This window comes from Algirhabdus cladophorae (genome assembly GCF_044772865.1).
GTDB classification, from domain to species: Bacteria; Pseudomonadota; Alphaproteobacteria; order Rhodobacterales; family Rhodobacteraceae; genus Algirhabdus; species Algirhabdus cladophorae.
In genome coordinates this window covers 2,465,134-2,479,762 of record NZ_CP173029.1, presented here as the reverse complement: position 1 = coordinate 2,479,762, position 14,629 = coordinate 2,465,134, and the positions used below count along the sequence as shown (strand labels likewise).

16 protein-coding genes are annotated in these 14,629 nt (G+C 55.4%); 10 read left to right on the top strand and 6 right to left on the bottom strand.

Features of this window, described 5'->3' with window-relative positions:
* Positions 1–88 precede the first annotated feature (88 nt).
* The 4 genes from hflK (at position 89) to ACIRQ6_RS11830 (ending at position 3,920) form a co-directional block, all read left to right on the top strand.
* On the top strand, positions 89–1,246 hold the full coding sequence (gene hflK, locus ACIRQ6_RS11845; RefSeq protein ID WP_420863903.1) for an FtsH protease activity modulator HflK: 1,158 nt from the start codon (positions 89–91) through the stop codon (positions 1,244–1,246).
* Positions 1,246–2,115, top strand: coding sequence for a protease modulator HflC (gene hflC / locus ACIRQ6_RS11840; protein WP_420860797.1), 870 nt, complete (start codon positions 1,246–1,248; stop codon positions 2,113–2,115). Before hflK ends, hflC begins: the two co-directional genes overlap by 1 nt.
* A complete protein-coding gene (locus tag ACIRQ6_RS11835) occupies positions 2,115–2,309 on the top strand; it encodes a DUF2065 domain-containing protein (protein ID WP_420860796.1) in 195 nt (64 codons plus the stop codon). The genes hflC and ACIRQ6_RS11835 overlap by 1 nt, the downstream gene beginning before the upstream one ends.
* 123 nt (positions 2,310–2,432) lie before the next feature.
* Complete coding sequence (locus ACIRQ6_RS11830) at positions 2,433–3,920, top strand: DegQ family serine endoprotease (protein WP_420860795.1); 1,488 nt, start codon at positions 2,433–2,435, stop codon at positions 3,918–3,920.
* 48 nt (positions 3,921–3,968) lie between these two features.
* Here the strand turns inward: ACIRQ6_RS11830 and ACIRQ6_RS11825 are convergent, their stop codons facing one another.
* Together ACIRQ6_RS11825 and ACIRQ6_RS11820 are read right to left on the bottom strand one after the other, a co-directional pair.
* Positions 3,969–4,544, bottom strand: coding sequence for a peptidoglycan-binding domain-containing protein (locus ACIRQ6_RS11825; RefSeq protein ID WP_420860794.1), 576 nt, complete (start codon positions 4,542–4,544; stop codon positions 3,969–3,971).
* Positions 4,545–4,649: 105 nt separating this feature from the next.
* Positions 4,650–5,027 carry an OB-fold nucleic acid binding domain-containing protein gene (locus tag ACIRQ6_RS11820; RefSeq protein ID WP_420860793.1) on the bottom strand — a complete coding sequence of 126 codons (378 nt, stop codon included), beginning with the start codon at positions 5,025–5,027 and terminating at the stop codon, positions 4,650–4,652.
* Positions 5,028–5,133: 106 nt separating this feature from the next.
* On the opposite strand from ACIRQ6_RS11820, the gene ACIRQ6_RS11815 reads away from it, so the two are divergent.
* Positions 5,134–5,457, top strand: coding sequence for a 2Fe-2S iron-sulfur cluster-binding protein (locus ACIRQ6_RS11815; protein ID WP_420860792.1), 324 nt, complete (start codon positions 5,134–5,136; stop codon positions 5,455–5,457).
* Between the two features lie 3 nt (positions 5,458–5,460).
* Positions 5,461–6,165 (top strand): FG-GAP repeat domain-containing protein, encoded by a 705-nt coding sequence (locus ACIRQ6_RS11810; RefSeq protein ID WP_420860791.1) that lies wholly within the window; start codon positions 5,461–5,463, stop codon positions 6,163–6,165.
* Positions 6,166–6,177: 12 nt separating this feature from the next.
* Here ACIRQ6_RS11810 and purD read toward each other — a convergent pair whose 3' ends face one another.
* Positions 6,178–7,440, bottom strand: a complete 1,263-nt coding sequence (gene purD, locus ACIRQ6_RS11805; RefSeq protein WP_420860790.1) for a phosphoribosylamine--glycine ligase — start codon at positions 7,438–7,440, stop codon at positions 6,178–6,180.
* Positions 7,441–7,516: 76 nt separating this feature from the next.
* Here purD and xseA point away from each other — a divergent pair, with 76 nt between their 5' ends.
* Positions 7,517–9,073 (top strand): exodeoxyribonuclease VII large subunit, encoded by a 1,557-nt coding sequence (gene xseA, locus ACIRQ6_RS11800; RefSeq protein WP_420860789.1) that lies wholly within the window; start codon positions 7,517–7,519, stop codon positions 9,071–9,073.
* Here xseA and ACIRQ6_RS11795 read toward each other — a convergent pair.
* A complete protein-coding gene (locus tag ACIRQ6_RS11795; protein ID WP_420860788.1) occupies positions 9,070–9,471 on the bottom strand; it encodes a hypothetical protein in 402 nt (133 codons plus the stop codon). The two genes, xseA and ACIRQ6_RS11795, sit on opposite strands and share 4 nt — an antisense overlap.
* A gap of 65 nt (positions 9,472–9,536) precedes the next feature.
* Complete coding sequence (locus tag ACIRQ6_RS11790; RefSeq protein WP_420860786.1) at positions 9,537–10,610, bottom strand: alkane 1-monooxygenase; 1,074 nt, start codon at positions 10,608–10,610, stop codon at positions 9,537–9,539.
* 196 nt (positions 10,611–10,806) lie between these two features.
* On the opposite strand from ACIRQ6_RS11790, the gene ftsY reads away from it, so the two are divergent.
* From ftsY to ACIRQ6_RS11775, 3 genes are read left to right on the top strand one after another with little or no spacing between them, the layout of a single operon-like run.
* Positions 10,807–12,300 carry a signal recognition particle-docking protein FtsY gene (ftsY, locus tag ACIRQ6_RS11785; RefSeq protein ID WP_420860785.1) on the top strand — a complete coding sequence of 498 codons (1,494 nt, stop codon included), beginning with the start codon at positions 10,807–10,809 and terminating at the stop codon, positions 12,298–12,300.
* Positions 12,301–12,342: 42 nt separating this feature from the next.
* Positions 12,343–13,245: an EamA family transporter gene (locus tag ACIRQ6_RS11780; protein WP_420860784.1), complete on the top strand. Its 903-nt coding sequence runs from the start codon at positions 12,343–12,345 to the stop codon at positions 13,243–13,245.
* 12 nt (positions 13,246–13,257) lie between these two features.
* Positions 13,258–13,863, top strand: coding sequence for an inner membrane-spanning protein YciB (locus ACIRQ6_RS11775; protein ID WP_420860783.1), 606 nt, complete (start codon positions 13,258–13,260; stop codon positions 13,861–13,863).
* Here ACIRQ6_RS11775 and ACIRQ6_RS11770 read toward each other — a convergent pair.
* The gene (locus ACIRQ6_RS11770; RefSeq protein WP_420860782.1) at positions 13,860–14,573 is read right to left on the bottom strand and encodes a cyclic nucleotide-binding domain-containing protein; all 714 of its coding nucleotides are present in this window, start codon (positions 14,571–14,573) and stop codon (positions 13,860–13,862) included. The genes ACIRQ6_RS11775 and ACIRQ6_RS11770 overlap by 4 nt on opposite strands.
* Positions 14,574–14,629 lie beyond the last annotated feature (56 nt).

Sequence of the window (14,629 nt, the reverse complement as noted above, 5' to 3'; positions counted from 1 at the left end):
GCCACACCTTGAAAAACTGACAAACACACTCAACTACTATACCAAGATAATGGACGATTTCAGACCACTTCAGGAGACTATCAAGCATATGGCTGGAAATAACGGCGGCCCATGGGGCGGCGGCGGCGGAAATGGCGACGATGATGATCGTGGCAACCGAGGAAATAACGGTGGACGCGGTGGACGCGGGCAGGGGCCCGACGGCATCCCCGACATCGATGAGATTGTAAAAAAGGGCCAGGATCAACTGCGCGTCCTCATGGGCGGTCGCGGTGGTGATGGCCGTGGCGGCATGGGCGGTGGCGGTGGCCAAGGCCCGATGCTGACCCGTGGAACAATCGGTCTTGCGGCTGTTGGCGCTTTGCTCGTATGGGCTTGGGCCAGTTTTTATACGGTCAAACCCGAAGAACAATCGGTCGAGCTGACTTTGGGCCAATGTATTGACCCCTGTGTCGGCAATCCGGGCCTGAACTTTGCGCCATGGCCCGTGGTCACAGCAGAAGTGATCCCAGTGACCCGCGAACAAACCATCGACGTGGGCGTTGGTCGGGCAGGGTCCGATGCGGGTCTGATGTTGACGGGGGATGAAAACATCGTGGACATCGATTTCCAAGTTGTTTGGAACATCATCGATCCCTCACAATATCTGTTTAACCTTGCCGCACCGCCACAAACCATTGAGGCCGTATCGGAATCTGCGATGCGCGAGATTATCGCACAGTCCGAATTAGCGCCGATCCTCAACAGGGACCGGGGTGCAATTGCGGACCGGCTCAAGGATCTGATCCAATCCACGTTGGACAGCTATAACTCTGGCGTGAACGTTGTGCGTGTCAACTTTGACAAAGCCGACCCGCCACAATCCGTGATCGACGCATTCCGCGACGTTCAAGCGGCCGAACAGGAACGCGACCGTTTGCAAAACGAAGCGGACGCTTACGCGAACCGTGTTCTGGCGCAGGCTCGCGGTGAAGCTGCACAACTGTTGGAACAATCTGAAGGCTACCGTGCCCGCGTGGTGAACGAAGCCGAAGGTGAGGCCAGCCGCTTTACGGCTGTTCTGGGGGAATACCAGAAGGCGCCCGAAGTGACCCGAAAACGTCTCTATCTTGAAACGATGGAAGAGGTCTTGGGCCGCGTCGACAAGATCATTCTGGACGAGAGCGTTGGCGGTGCCGGCGGCCAAGGTGTTGTGCCTTACCTGTCTTTGAACGAACTTCGTAGATCCAACACGGGGGCAAACTAATGAACCGCTCTACTCTTATATTGCCCATCATTGTGATCGTGATTGCGGGTTTGCTTTCGTCGATCTTTATCGTTGATGAACGTCAAAAGGCGCTTGTTTTGCAGTTTGGTCGGGTTGTCTCGGTCAAAGAAGATCCGGGTTTGGCATTTAAAATCCCGCTGATCCAAGAGGTCGTCACATATGATGACCGTATCCTCAGCCGCGATGTGGACCCGTTGGAGGTCACACCGCTGGATGATCGTCGTTTGGTTGTCGATGCGTTTGCACGTTACCGGATCACTGATGTAGAACTCTTCCGCCAAGCGGTGGGTACGGGTGGCGAAGCCGCTGCGGCCCGTCGTCTGGACGGTATCTTGCGGTCTGAATTGCGCGAAGTTTTGGGCTCGGTGTCGTCCAACGATATCTTGTCCACAGACCGTGCTGCCCTGATGCTGCGCATCCGCAACGGTGCGATTTCCGAGGCGCGTGCCTTGGGCATCGAAGTCATTGACGTGCGTTTGAAGCGCACCGACTTGCCACGTGAAAACCTTGAAGCCACCTTCGCGCGGATGCGCGCAGAACGTGAACGGGAAGCAACGGATGAACGGGCCCGTGGTCGTGAGGCCGCGCAACGGATCACCGCCCTTGCGGATAGAACCGTGGTGGAATTGACCTCAGACGCCCAGCGTCAGGCCGAAATCGCCCGTGGTGAAGCGGATGCAGAACGTAACGCGATCTTCGCCGGTGCCTTTGGCAGTGATCCAGAATTCTTTGAATTCTATCGCTCGCTGACGGCCTACCAACGTGCGCTGCAGGGCAACAACTCGACCATGATTTTGTCACCAGACTCCGAGTTCTTTGACTACTTGAAATCGGACACGCCACAGTAATGGGGATCGTCCTGCTGGCAATTGGGCTGGTATTGGTATTGGAGGGGCTGGTGTTCGCACTGGCCCCTTCCCGTTTGGAAGACTTGCTGGAAACCTTCCGAAAAATTCCAGTTGAGACACGTCGGTACATGGGGCTGGGCGCCGTTGGACTTGGTGTTGTGCTGATTTGGGCCGCAAAATCCTTGGGTTTTTGAAACATATCGTTAAAATTCTTCACACCTTCGTAACGGGCAAGTGTTAATGCGTTAGGGGACTTGGCGTTGCATCCCTGCCATCCTACCTTTCTATTAGGTTCAGGCGGCACGGTCCGCATAGACATGAAAAAGGAGAGCTCGGTGAAACCTCAGGCAATCACTTTACCCCAGAAATCACTAACCGCACCTGCGGCATTGCGCGGTTTGACCGTGCTTGTATTGGGTGTGGCCCTATTTTTGGCTCAGGCCATGATGGCCGCAGCCCGTGGTGCCCCAGAAAGTTTTGCTGATCTGGCAGAACAGATCAGCCCATCCGTGGTCAATATCACGACCTCAACAGTTGTGGCTGGACGTACCGGACCACAGGGCGTGGTCCCCGAAGGCAGCCCCTTTGAAGACTTCTTTAACAACTTGCCCAATGGTGGAGACGGTGCTCCGCGCCGTTCATCTGCATTGGGCTCGGGTTTTGTGATCTCGGAGGACGGCTATATCGTTACCAATAATCACGTCATCGAAGGCGCTGATGAAATCATGATCGAATTCTTCGAAGGCTTTGAATTGCCTGCAGAAGTGATCGGCACTGATAAAAACACCGACATCGCCCTTCTTAAGGTCGAAAGCGATGCCCCACTAAAGTTCGTACCATTTGGCGATAGCGACATTGTACGCGTCGGTGAATGGGTCATGGCAATGGGTAACCCATTGGGCCAAGGTTTTTCCGTGTCCGCTGGCATCGTTTCTGCCCGTAATCGGGCCCTTAGCGGCACCTACGATGACTACATTCAAACCGATGCCGCCATCAACCGTGGCAACTCGGGTGGTCCGTTGTTCAACATGAATGGCGAAGTAATCGGTGTAAATACTGCTATTTTGTCGCCAAATGGTGGGTCCATCGGGATCGGCTTTGCCATGGCATCTGGCGTTGTCACGCGGGTTGTTGACCAATTGCAAGAGTTTGGTGAAACGCGTCGCGGCTGGTTGGGTGTACGCATCCAAGACGTCACCGAGGATGTTGCAGAAGCCATCGGTCTTGAAAAAGCATCCGGCGCGTTGATCACAGATGTCCCGGATGGCCCTGCAAAAGAAGCAGGTCTGCTGGCAGGCGACGTGATCATGTCCTTTGACGGTGTTGAAGTTGGCGATACGCGTGGTTTGGTCAAAAAAGTAGGCAACACAGAAGTCGGTAAAGCCGTGCGCGTCTTGGTGCACCGCGACGGCAAAACGCAAACTTTGTTGGTGACTTTGGGTCGTCGTGAGACCGCCGAAGGCGCAGTGCCTGCCGTGGCCACCCCTGCCGAACCAGAAGCGCCCGCCGAAAAAGAGGTGCTTGGCATGACTGTCAGTCCGCTGACGGACGAGTTGCGTGAGCAGCTTGAACTGCCAGAAACGGCGCAAGGTTTGGTCGTAAAGGCTGTGGACGAGGCCAGTGCCGCCTTTGAAAAAGGTCTGCGTGCAGGCGATGTGATTACCGAGGCTGGTCAACAAAAAGTGGCTGAGATTGCGGATCTTGAGGCCCGCATCCAAAGCGCCAAAGACTCTGGCCGTAAATCGCTTTTGTTGTTGATCCGGCGCGCTGGCGAGCCACGCTTTGTGGCGGTAGCTCTGCAATAACCATCGGATAACCGACGAATTAGGGGCGCATCCTTTGATGCGCCCTTTTTAGTTTGCAGGCGCTGGCTGGGTTTCTATCAACGCGCCCAGATCAATCTGTTCATCCCGTGGCAAAGCCACAAGGCCCAGTTTGCGCGCCGCAGCAAGGGATAACACTGAACTGTCTAAGCCTTGCGGGGATTGATATTTGCGCACGGCCCGCAGGGTGCGGGCATCCATACGTTGTGAAATAGGCCCTTTGTAAAACCCGCGCGCCGCGAGGGCACGTTGCACAGATCCCACAAATTCCGGCGTTACCTGCGCAGGGCAAAGCACCTCAAACCAAATCTCACGGCCCGGAACGATCACTGTTGGGCGGACTTCGTTGCGGTAGATCGGCGGTTGGCGCACGGTGCCATCCAATTCGATCTGTGCCGGTTGTACCAAGACCAGCTTTTCGCGATCTTCTATAACCGATTGTGTGGCGTCGCGCCCCCAGCAGGCCGCTGGATCCGCGCCGGGTGGCGGGCTGGCCAAGGCCCGTGTGACTTGCGGGCTGGGCGCAACATCTGCGCCTGTGCCTGCGACACAGCCTGACAGAATGCTGGCGAAAACTACGCCAGTTAAGAGCTTTTTGGTTGGCATCACTGCGTTCTTTGCCTCTAGGGTCTATTGCCCTTTGTCCCCCGATTAACGCAAATGAGGCTGTTTGACCAGTGAATTGGGGCTTTTGCCTTTGTTTTGGGCCAGTTACGGCTGATCCGCGGCCCGTGCGGGTTCCGTGCGCAACAGATCATCCAGCATATACGACACGTCCTCGATGTGCTCAGCGACGATATGGGTCACACCAGCCTCGCGTTGCATGCGCCCCGCAACCCGCAGCAACCTGCCAGCGATCACGGCACGTCTGTACTGTTCATAAATCTTGCGCCAAACAACAACGTTACATGTGCCGGTCTCGTCTTCGAGGGTCAAAAAGATCACGCCTTTGGCTGTTCCAGGCCGCTGTCGCACCAGCACCAGCCCAGCCACAACGACCTTTGCCCCCACAGGCGGATCAGCCAGCATATTTGCGGGAATAGCAGCAGGCGGTTTGGGCCAATTATTAGGGGCGTTGGTGACTTCCATGACAAGAACAAAAATAGAACAAATTATCGATAACGCAAGATGCTGGCAGAATCTAAAAGGCTGATTTAATGCTTTTGACCAACAGATGCACTCAGGAGATCAAGCAATGGCAAAAATTACATATATTGAGCATGGCGGTACCGAACATGTGGTGGACGTTGACACGGGCTTGACTGTCATGGAAGGCGCGCGCGACAACAATATCCCTGGCATCGAAGCCGACTGTGGCGGTGCCTGCGCCTGTTCCACCTGTCATGTTTATGTGCACCCTGAGTGGGTCGAAAAACTGACGCCGATGGACCCGATGGAAGAGGACATGCTTGATTTCGCCTACGAGCCTAAGCCCGGGCAATCGCGCTTGACCTGCCAGTTAAAAGTCACCGACGCGTTGGACGGCCTCATTGTTCAAATGCCTGAAAAGCAGATCTAGACCATGACCCTGTCAGCCGCGTTTATGATGGTCTGCGCTTTGGCGTTATCTGCCACAACACTGACGGCCCAGACCATCATACGCGCTGAATATACCGAGCCGACAACGCGCTATGCCCATGGCGTGTTAGGTGATGCCATTGAATATGGGGCGCTGCGATTGCACATGTCCAGCGGCCCTAACGTTTTGATCCGATTGCCGCAATCGCGCGTCTTTGAGGATCTGGCACCGCGTGTCCAGGATCTTGATGGCGACGGGGCGGCCGAAGTCATCGTCATCGAAAGCGATCAGGAGCTTGGTGGATCTTTGGCGATCTATGGCCCTGGTGGTAAAATCGCCAGCACTCCGTTTATTGGACGCCGCAATCGTTGGTTGGCACCTGTTGGTGCAGCCGATTTTGATGGCGACGGCGCGACTGAACTTGCTTATATCGACCGGCCCCACCTTGCCAAAACCCTGCGCATTTGGCGCTATCAGGGCGGTGAATTGCGCCATGTCGTCGATCAGCCCGGCCTGACAAACCACCGGATCGGCGAAGACTTCATCACCAGCGGTCTGCGCACCTGCAGCACAGGATCAACGATGGTTATGGTTGATGCAGGATGGCAGCGCATTATCGAGGTGGGTTTCGGCCCGCAGGGGATCACTCAAACAGATCGTGGGGCTTTCAACGGCGTGGCCTCTGTAAGGCAAGCACAGGCCTGCTGAACAGCGCCCAGATTAAAGCGCGCGCCATCCAATATCCGACCGATAGAACCCATCCGGCCAGTCGATGTCTGTGCACAGTGCATAGGCGCGATCCCGTGCCGTTTGCAGGTCTGGACCACGGGCTGTGACGTTCAAAACCCGCCCGCCTGTGGCCGTGATTGCACCAGACACTTCTGTTGTGCCTGCGTGAAATACCATTTGGCTGCTAGAGGCTGTGATGTTGTCTAGTCCTTTGATCACACTGCCTTTTTCATAGCTGCCCGGATAACCATCAGCGGCCATAACCACAGTAATCGCATGATCGTCTGCCCAATGGATTCTCATATTCGCAAGACGTTCCTCGGCGCAGGCTTGCAACGCATCCAACGCCTGCGCGCCCAAACGCATCATCAAAACCTGACATTCGGGATCGCCAAAGCGGACGTTGTATTCTACCAGTCGCGGCTGTCCGTCTTTGATCATCAAGCCCACATAGAGCACCCCTTGATAGGGGGTGCCGCGGCGGGCCATCTCGGCCACTGTCGGCTTGACGATTTGCTCTATGGCTTTGGTTGCAATGTCATCGTTCAAAACCGGGGCAGGGGAATAGGCGCCCATGCCACCTGTGTTTGGTCCTGTGTCGCCGTCGCCCACACGCTTGTGATCCTGGGCGGTGCCAATTGGCAAAATGTCGGTGCCGTCACATAAAACGAAGAACGATGCTTCTTCGCCTTCCATAAACTCTTCAATCACAACTTCAGCGCCCGCCACGCCAAACTCGCCGGAAAACATATCATCCACGGCGGCGTCCGCTTCGGCTAGTGTCATGGCGACGATCACGCCTTTGCCAGCGGCCAATCCATCAGCTTTGACAACGATCGGAGCGCCTTGTTCGGCGATATAGGCCTTTGCGGCGGCTGCATCTGTGAAATGGCCGTAGTCTGCCGTCGGGGCATTGGCTGCATCACAGACCGATTTTGTAAAGTTTTTTGAGGCCTCTAGCTGGGCTGCGGCTTTGGAGGGGCCGAACACCAAAAATCCAGCGGCGCGCAAATCGTCAGAGACGCCTGCGGCCAAAGGGGCCTCTGGTCCGATGATAATGAAATCGATGGCCTCTTCTTCGGCAAATGCGCAAACCGTGGCGCCATCGTTGATGTCAAACGTCGCGCAATCTGCGATTTCTGCGATCCCCGCATTGCCAGGGGCCACGATCAGGCGGTCACATTTGGGGTTTTGCAACACGGCCCATGCCAACGCATGTTCGCGCCCACCGCTTCCCAAAATAAGAATGTTCATCGGATCGCACCCCTTGCTTGGCCTTTGTTTGTCCTCGTTCTATGGTGCAAGCCAATCGACCACAAGGCAGCACTGCATGGATCTTATTGACGAGCCGTCACCGGGACAAAACACACCGGAATATTCCGTCTCTGAAATCTCGGGGGCGGTGAAGAAGGCCCTTGAGGGCGCCTTTGGGCGGGTACGTGTTCGAGGTGAGATTGGGCGCGTCGTTCAGGCCCGGTCTGGTCACCTTTATTATGATGTCAAAGATGATCGTAACGTCTTGAATTGCACCACTTGGAAGGGGCAAGCCGCCCGCCTCAGTGTCCGTCCTGAGGAAGGGATGGAGGTCATCGTGACCGGCAAGCTGTCGGCGTTTGGCCCGCAGTCGCGCTACAATTTGAACGTGGATGAAATGACAGTGGCAGGCGAAGGCGCGCTGCTGGCTATGTTGGAGAAACGCAAAGCAGCACTCAAGGCTGAAGGGCTGTTTGATCCTGCGCGCAAACGGCCAATTCCGTTTTTACCAAATGTCATTGGGGTGATCACCTCGCCATCTGGGGCTGTTATTCGCGATATTTTGCACCGCTTGCGAGACCGGTTTCCGCGCCACGTGCTGATCTGGCCTGTGGCGGTTCAAGGCAAGGCCTGCGCGCCAGAAGTGGCGCGCGCCATTGCAGGTTTTAACGCCCTTGGTCCGCTTGATCCGATCCCGCGGCCTGATCTTTTGATCGTGGCCCGTGGGGGCGGGGCGATTGAGGACCTTTGGGGCTTTAATGAAGAAGCCGTCGCGCGCGCGGCTGCCGCCAGCCAAATCCCTCTGATTTCTGCGGTGGGCCACGAAACCGATACCACCTTGATCGATTTTGTTTCGGATAAACGCGCGCCGACACCCACGGCAGCGGCCGAAATGGCGGTGCCTGTGCGCATGGAATTGCTGGCATGGGTCGAAGAACAAGACGCACGGCTCAAGCGTTCGGTTCTATCTGCAGTCCGTCAACGTCAACAACGCTTGGGTGATGTATCCCGGGGCCTTGGGACGCCGGCGGCTTTGATCCAAGGGGCGCAACAACGCTTTGATCAATGGGACGGGCGCTTGCCCAAAGCCCTGACCGCTGCAGTTGCGCGCAAGCAACTCCAGCTTACGGAACGCGCCGGTGCGCTAAAACCCAGCCTGTTGGGTCGTCCGATTGCGGCCGACTTGCGCCGGGTTCAAGATCGCGCAGAACGGTTGCGGCCCGCCATGCAGCGGATCAACCAGATGAAGGCCCAACGTTTATCGGATGTTGGACAACGGCTGCGGTTAGAGGTGTTGCAACGGGACACAGCGCAAAAGGCGCGGGATTTGGATGTGATGCTCAAACGTTTGCAAGGTGTGGGTGTGCGCCGTCTGCGTCAGGCGCAGGACCGCTTAGCGGGACTTGAGCGGTTGCGCGAAAGCCTTGGTCCGAACGAAACGCTGGCCCGTGGATATGCAATCGTGCGCGGCGACGGGGCTGTTGTGACCAACGCCAAAGCCGCCAAAGCCGCGCAATCGCTGGAAGTTGAGTTTTCTGATGGCCGTGTGGCCTTGGGCGAGGCGGTCACAACTGCTAAGGCCAAGCGGCGTTCCAGCACACCTAAGCCTGATCAGGGAAGCTTGTTTGATTAGGCCCCTACCTCGGGACCGTAGCACTGCAAGGGGCCGCTTGCTTCGGAGACCTCGTACAGCACTGTTTGATCTGGGTCGTTTTCAAACAGGGCCTTGAGGCCATTTTCTGTTGCATAGAAGCTCCAGCACTGGGGTTCAGGGCTGTCGTGATAGACAAAGCAGATCAAATCCAAATCTACGAACCATTGCCCTTCTTTGCATTCACCGTCCAGATACGACCAGCGCACGCGTCGGTCCGCCCGGTACTGTTCGGCGCCGTAGGGCAATTGACCCTCAGAGGCAAAATAAAGGGTTTTGCCCGAAACATAGGCCTCAAATTCCTCAGGGCTAAGCTGGGTTTCGGCCTGTGCTGCGAAGGTGCTCAAGGCAAGCAAGACTACACTAATAAGCTGTTTCATAGCGCTACCATGGCGGGCTTTATGTGATGAGGCCAGTCAATATTGCGTGCATCAGCAATAAGCAGCTACTGCGCAGCAATTGATAACGTGTCGCGCGTTTCCGGCTGCCATTGCATCGCCAGCGGATCCATGACCTTGCGCCAGAACGGTGGGAACAAAGCGACCACAGCCATCACAGGCAGACTGCGCGGCAACATCGGCGCTTCGTCAGCGCCGGGCAGAGCGAGGCTGGCATAGTTTTTGCTGGGATGGGCGTGGTGATCTGAATGGCGTGGCGCATTCAGCATTAGCGCCGAGGAAAAGAAATGCGGCGCGTTCCAAGAGTGTTCGATCCCGATAGGTTCGACCTTGCCATTGTCCATGATCTGCCGCTTCAGGCCGTAATGCTGGACGTAATCAGACAGCAAAAGCTGCGTCTGGGCGTAGCCTGCCAAAGCCAACAATGCAGCCAGTCCAGCCCAGCCACCGATAACCAGCGAAAAGCCCAACATGACTAAGGCCCCCAGCAAATAATGCGTGTAGGGATGGTGGCTAAATTTTAGGCGTTGGTACCGCATGCGTTGCATTCTGTTCTCGGCGATCAGCCCTTGTTTGAAGGATCCGCGCCATGCCCGCACGGCATATCGGTAAAACGATTCGCCAAAACGGGCCGTTTGCGGGTCGTCGCGGGTGCCTACATGCCGGTGGTGAATGTAGACATGGGCGCTGGTGTGATGGCCAAAAAGCAACGAAATATAGACCCATTTCCCAAGGCTGTGCATGGTGTAATTTGTTTTGTGGATCAGCTCATGCGCGTTAGAATTGGACACTTGCCCGAAAAACAGACCAAAGCAAATCAACGCTAGAAATTGTTCCCAGTTGGCCGCGCCATTCGCCCCAGAAATGGCGCTAACTGCAAGTGGCCAAAGCATAAAGTGACTGAGTGCCAATGCCGCCGACAGCCCATCTGCTGCTGGAAATTCAGCACCATCAGGCGCGTCTTCGCTTGCAAACTGGATCAATTCATCCAGACTTGCGGTGAACAACGTCAGGTACAGACAAGCGGCGATAAGCCAGCCGCCGCCCATCAGTGCACCGCAGGCGAGCAGAGCCACGGGCACAAGGGTTGCGGCTGCAAACACCAAAACCGGGCGGGTCATGTTGGCAGCTCCAAAAATGTGACCTGTAAGATACCCGACCGCGAGCCATCCACAGAGTCCTAGATCATCTAATAGGCGGGACACTACGTTTCGATCTGGTAAACGATCGTCAGAGATCGCAACTAAAATGCCTGTAATCTTTTCAATTCCGATCAGGCGTATTAGGTGGATGATGCAGCAATAAGGGTGTCCCTCGATGGCGTTTTTCAAAAAACTCAAGGAACGTTTGTTCAAGTCCTCTTCTAAAATCGAAGAAGGTCTGGACGCGATCGTTGAGGATGGTGGTGAGCAAGAGGTTGTTCAAGACATAGTTGAAGCACCGCAAGAAGAAGATCCAACGCCCGGTGCTGAAGAAATACCACTTGACCCCATAGCGCAAATCGAACCGTCTCCTGAGCCTGAGCCTGAGCCTGAGCCTGAGCCTGAGCCTGAGCCTGAGCCTGAGCCTGAGCCTGAGCCTGAGCCTGAGCCTGAGCCTGAGCCTGAGCCTGAGCCTGAGCCTGAGCAAGGTGTCGGCCTTGCCGAGACCGCCGACCGGCAGGCGCATCCAACGGATGCGCCGAGAGGGGCTGAGCCTGAGCAAGGTGTCGGCCTTGCCGAGACCGCCGACCGGCAGGCGTATCCAACGGATGCGCCGAGAGGGGCTGAGCCTGCTGAAAAACCGGCGCCCTTGGCGGACACGAGTGCCGACACAGGCGCCGACACGGGCACTAACTCGGGCAACGATACTGGCACTGCTGCTGCCGCCGCAATTGTTGCGACTGCAACAACTTCAGTACCTGAACCCAAAGACGAAAAACCCGCAAAGCCTGGTTTTTTCGGACGCCTCATGGGGCGCAAGGACACTAAGGTTGTCACACGACGGGTGTTGGACGACGACATGCTTGAGCAATTAGAGGAGTTGTTGATCAGCGCCGACATGGGCGTGGATACAGCTTTGCGGGTCACGGCCAACATGGCCGAAGGCAGGTTTGGCACCAAACTGAGCACGCACGAGATCAAGGAACTGATGTCCACCGAAGTGACGCGGATCATGGAAAGCGTTGCAAAACCCATGCCGCTTTATCCGCGCAAACCGCAAGTTGTACTGGTCGTGGGTGTCAACGGCTCGGGCAAAACCACAACCATCGGCAAATTGGCAAGCCAGTTCAAAGCAGCTGGAAAATCAGTTGTGATCGCCGCAGGTGACACATTCCGCGCCGCCGCTGTGGAGCAATTGCAAGTCTGGGGAGATCGCGCCGGTGTTCCGGTTCTCACCGCGCCTGAGGGATCTGATCCCGCAAGTCTCGCGTTTGATGCCATGGTTAAAGCCGAGACCGACGGGGCGGATCTGTTGCTGATCGATACAGCTGGGCGATTGCAAAACCGCGCAGATCTCATGGAAGAGCTGTCCAAAATCGTGCGCGTTATCCGCAAAAAAGATGAAACAGCGCCGCACAACACCTTGCTGGTCTTGGATGCCACAACGGGCCAAAACGCGCTGGGTCAGGTCGAAACCTTCCAAAAGCTTGCAGATGTCAGCGGCCTTGTGATGACCAAACTGGACGGCACGGCCAAAGGCGGTGTTCTGGTGGCCTTGGCGGATAAATTCGGCCTGCCCATTCATGCCATTGGCGTGGGTGAACAAATTGATGATTTGGCCCCCTTTGATCCCGAAGACTTTGCGAAGGCTTTGACAGGGCTCGACTAAGGTTTCTTTAGTCTAAAATACCTAAATCCATACGGATGCTTCATGAGCCAATGGCTGATCAGTCTAGAGGGAACCGCGCAAGGTCACCAAGTCGCCCTTATGCTGGCGCTACTGGCGGCTGTGTTGCACGCAGGCTTTGGCGCATTACAAAAGGGTCGCCATGATCCTTGGCTGACCCGTGGTGCCATCGACATCAGCTATTTTGCAATGGCCCTGCCGTTTGCATTATTCGTGGTGCCTTGGCCCGAGGCGCATATGTGGCCAATCTTTGCAGGCGTTTTCGTCATACACGTCGCCTATAAAGTCTTGCAAAGCTGGGCCTATTCCAAAGGGGCCTACACGGTGGTCTATCCCGTGGTGCGCGGCACGGGGCCGCTCTTTACGGTGATTGGCGCCTATCTGTTGTTTGAGGAAACCTTCACCTTGATACAGTGGGGTGGGGTCGCTGTCTTGCTTATGGGGATCTTTGGACTGGCAGGATATAATTTGCGCCAAACGGTCTTGGATCGTGGCATCCTTATCGCGGCGTTGGGCATCGCCTTTGTGACTGGGCTCTTCGTGGCGCTTTATACGACCTTCGACGCCTATGGGATCCGGGCCACAGCAGATCCGTTCACGTTTCTGGCATGGTTTTTTGTAATTGATGGTGTGTTTATGCCCGTTGTGGCCGCCCGTTTATGGCTGAAAGATCCTAATCGACCGGCTTTGGGCCCTTTGATGACACGCGGTGTGATCGGCGCATTTATGGCCTTTGCCAGCTTTGGCTCGATCATGTTGGCCACGCGCCTTGATAAGGTGGGCGAGGCGGCTATCCTGCGCGAAACATCCACAGTTTTTGCCGCCATTATCGGCTGGTTGTTCCTAAAAGAGCCGGTCGGCCCAAAACGCGCGGGCCTGATGGCATTGATTGCGCTGGGCGCTGTGATAGTGGAACTGGGCGGATAGGACGAGGACACCATGAGCGAACGTAAAATCAATCCAATTCTCAAACAGGTTCTGGAGCTTGGTCCAACTCTGATCTTTTTTGTGATCTACTTGCGGATCAAAGAAGACACCTTTGTTATCGGCGGAACGGAATACAGTGGGTTTATCGTGGCGACCCTCATTTTTGTGCCGATCATTTTGCTTGCCATGGGGGTTATGTGGTTCCTCAGCGGTAAACTCAGCCGGATGCAGATCTTTACCGCATTCATGGTCATTTTCTTTGGTGGATTAACCGCATATTTCAACGATGAGCGGTTCTTTAAGATGAAAACCAGCATCATTTATGGGATTTTTGCGATTATTCTTGGTATTGGCCTGTTGCAGCGCAAATCCTATCTGGAATGGATCATGGCTGAAATGATGCCGATGCACCCCGAAGGCTGGATGATCTTAACAAAGCGCTTGTGCCTTGGGTTTGCAGTGCTCGCGGTGGCGAATGAAATTGTTTGGCGCACGATGTCTACGGATGCTTGGGTCAAGATAGAAACCTTTGCGTTTCCGGTCCTGTTGTTCGTCTTTTTGTGGACCCAGATTATCGGGCTACAAAAATATATGATCGAACCTGAAACTGAAGACTAGGTCGCGCGTTTCGCACGGACGGGACGTGCAGCCATGAGGTCTTCTGCTATGGCAGGGGCCACGGCTACGGCAACCTTTTGTGCCAAATCCTGTGAAATCATCGCCTCCAAGGCCATTTTGAACCGCGGCTTGCGCGATGCTTTGCGGCGCAGGGCCTGCACATCCCATTCCAACACTTCGGCCCCTTCGGGCAAGTAGGTTGTTGCGGTGGCAGGGCGGTTGGTTAGATAGGCAACTTCGCCTACAAAAACCTCGGCGGGCATGCGAAACTGATTGTTCAGTTTATCAATCGTCATGGTTCCCGAGATAACATAAAATAGCCTTTCAACTGGCGCACCTTCGCGGGTCAGAACCTCGGATGTTTGCAGCACGCGGCGGTCCGCAAGGCTAAGAAGCTGTCGAAAATCGCCGGGCTGAAGTTCATCAAACAGGGGATAGATATCGCGATGTTGTTTAGGCAGAAAATACCGCGAGCCACGTGCATAGAGCAAAACCAATCCCACAACGTTGGCTAAAATCATAACGATACTGGTGTAGATCGCCTCCCACAGAGGGGTTTGCGCAATAACAGCGTAATACCAAATGTAAAATCCAGAGCCAAATAGCAGGATAATGCGCATCGCAACTTGATGGATGATCAAATAAGCCAGCGTAAAAATAGCACCGGCAATCAACACTAGATTTTCTGGCGCAAAGAAGGTCTCGAACATTTATCCCCGCAATGTGATCTTCGCGAAACCAAATACCCAAAATAAGATCAAGACAA

Bases quoted from the DNA above. Each gene is read 5' to 3' on its own strand.
- hflK (WP_420863903.1), top strand. From the start codon at position 89: ATGGCTGGAAATAACGGCGGCCCATGGGGCGGCGGCGGCGGAAATGGC.
- hflC (WP_420860797.1), top strand. From the start codon at position 1,246: ATGAACCGCTCTACTCTTATATTGCCCATCATTGTGATCGTGATTGCG.
- ACIRQ6_RS11835 (WP_420860796.1), top strand. From the start codon at position 2,115: ATGGGGATCGTCCTGCTGGCAATTGGGCTGGTATTGGTATTGGAGGGG.
- ACIRQ6_RS11830 (WP_420860795.1), top strand. From the start codon at position 2,433: ATGAAAAAGGAGAGCTCGGTGAAACCTCAGGCAATCACTTTACCCCAG.
- ACIRQ6_RS11825 (WP_420860794.1), bottom strand. From the start codon at position 4,544: ATGCCAACCAAAAAGCTCTTAACTGGCGTAGTTTTCGCCAGCATTCTG.
- ACIRQ6_RS11820 (WP_420860793.1), bottom strand. From the start codon at position 5,027: ATGGAAGTCACCAACGCCCCTAATAATTGGCCCAAACCGCCTGCTGCT.
- ACIRQ6_RS11815 (WP_420860792.1), top strand. From the start codon at position 5,134: ATGGCAAAAATTACATATATTGAGCATGGCGGTACCGAACATGTGGTG.
- ACIRQ6_RS11810 (WP_420860791.1), top strand. From the start codon at position 5,461: ATGACCCTGTCAGCCGCGTTTATGATGGTCTGCGCTTTGGCGTTATCT.
- purD (WP_420860790.1), bottom strand. From the start codon at position 7,440: ATGAACATTCTTATTTTGGGAAGCGGTGGGCGCGAACATGCGTTGGCA.
- xseA (WP_420860789.1), top strand. From the start codon at position 7,517: ATGGATCTTATTGACGAGCCGTCACCGGGACAAAACACACCGGAATAT.
- ACIRQ6_RS11795 (WP_420860788.1), bottom strand. From the start codon at position 9,471: ATGAAACAGCTTATTAGTGTAGTCTTGCTTGCCTTGAGCACCTTCGCA.
- ACIRQ6_RS11790 (WP_420860786.1), bottom strand. From the start codon at position 10,610: ATGACCCGCCCGGTTTTGGTGTTTGCAGCCGCAACCCTTGTGCCCGTG.
- ftsY (WP_420860785.1), top strand. From the start codon at position 10,807: ATGGCGTTTTTCAAAAAACTCAAGGAACGTTTGTTCAAGTCCTCTTCT.
- ACIRQ6_RS11780 (WP_420860784.1), top strand. From the start codon at position 12,343: ATGAGCCAATGGCTGATCAGTCTAGAGGGAACCGCGCAAGGTCACCAA.
- ACIRQ6_RS11775 (WP_420860783.1), top strand. From the start codon at position 13,258: ATGAGCGAACGTAAAATCAATCCAATTCTCAAACAGGTTCTGGAGCTT.
- ACIRQ6_RS11770 (WP_420860782.1), bottom strand. From the start codon at position 14,573: ATGTTCGAGACCTTCTTTGCGCCAGAAAATCTAGTGTTGATTGCCGGT.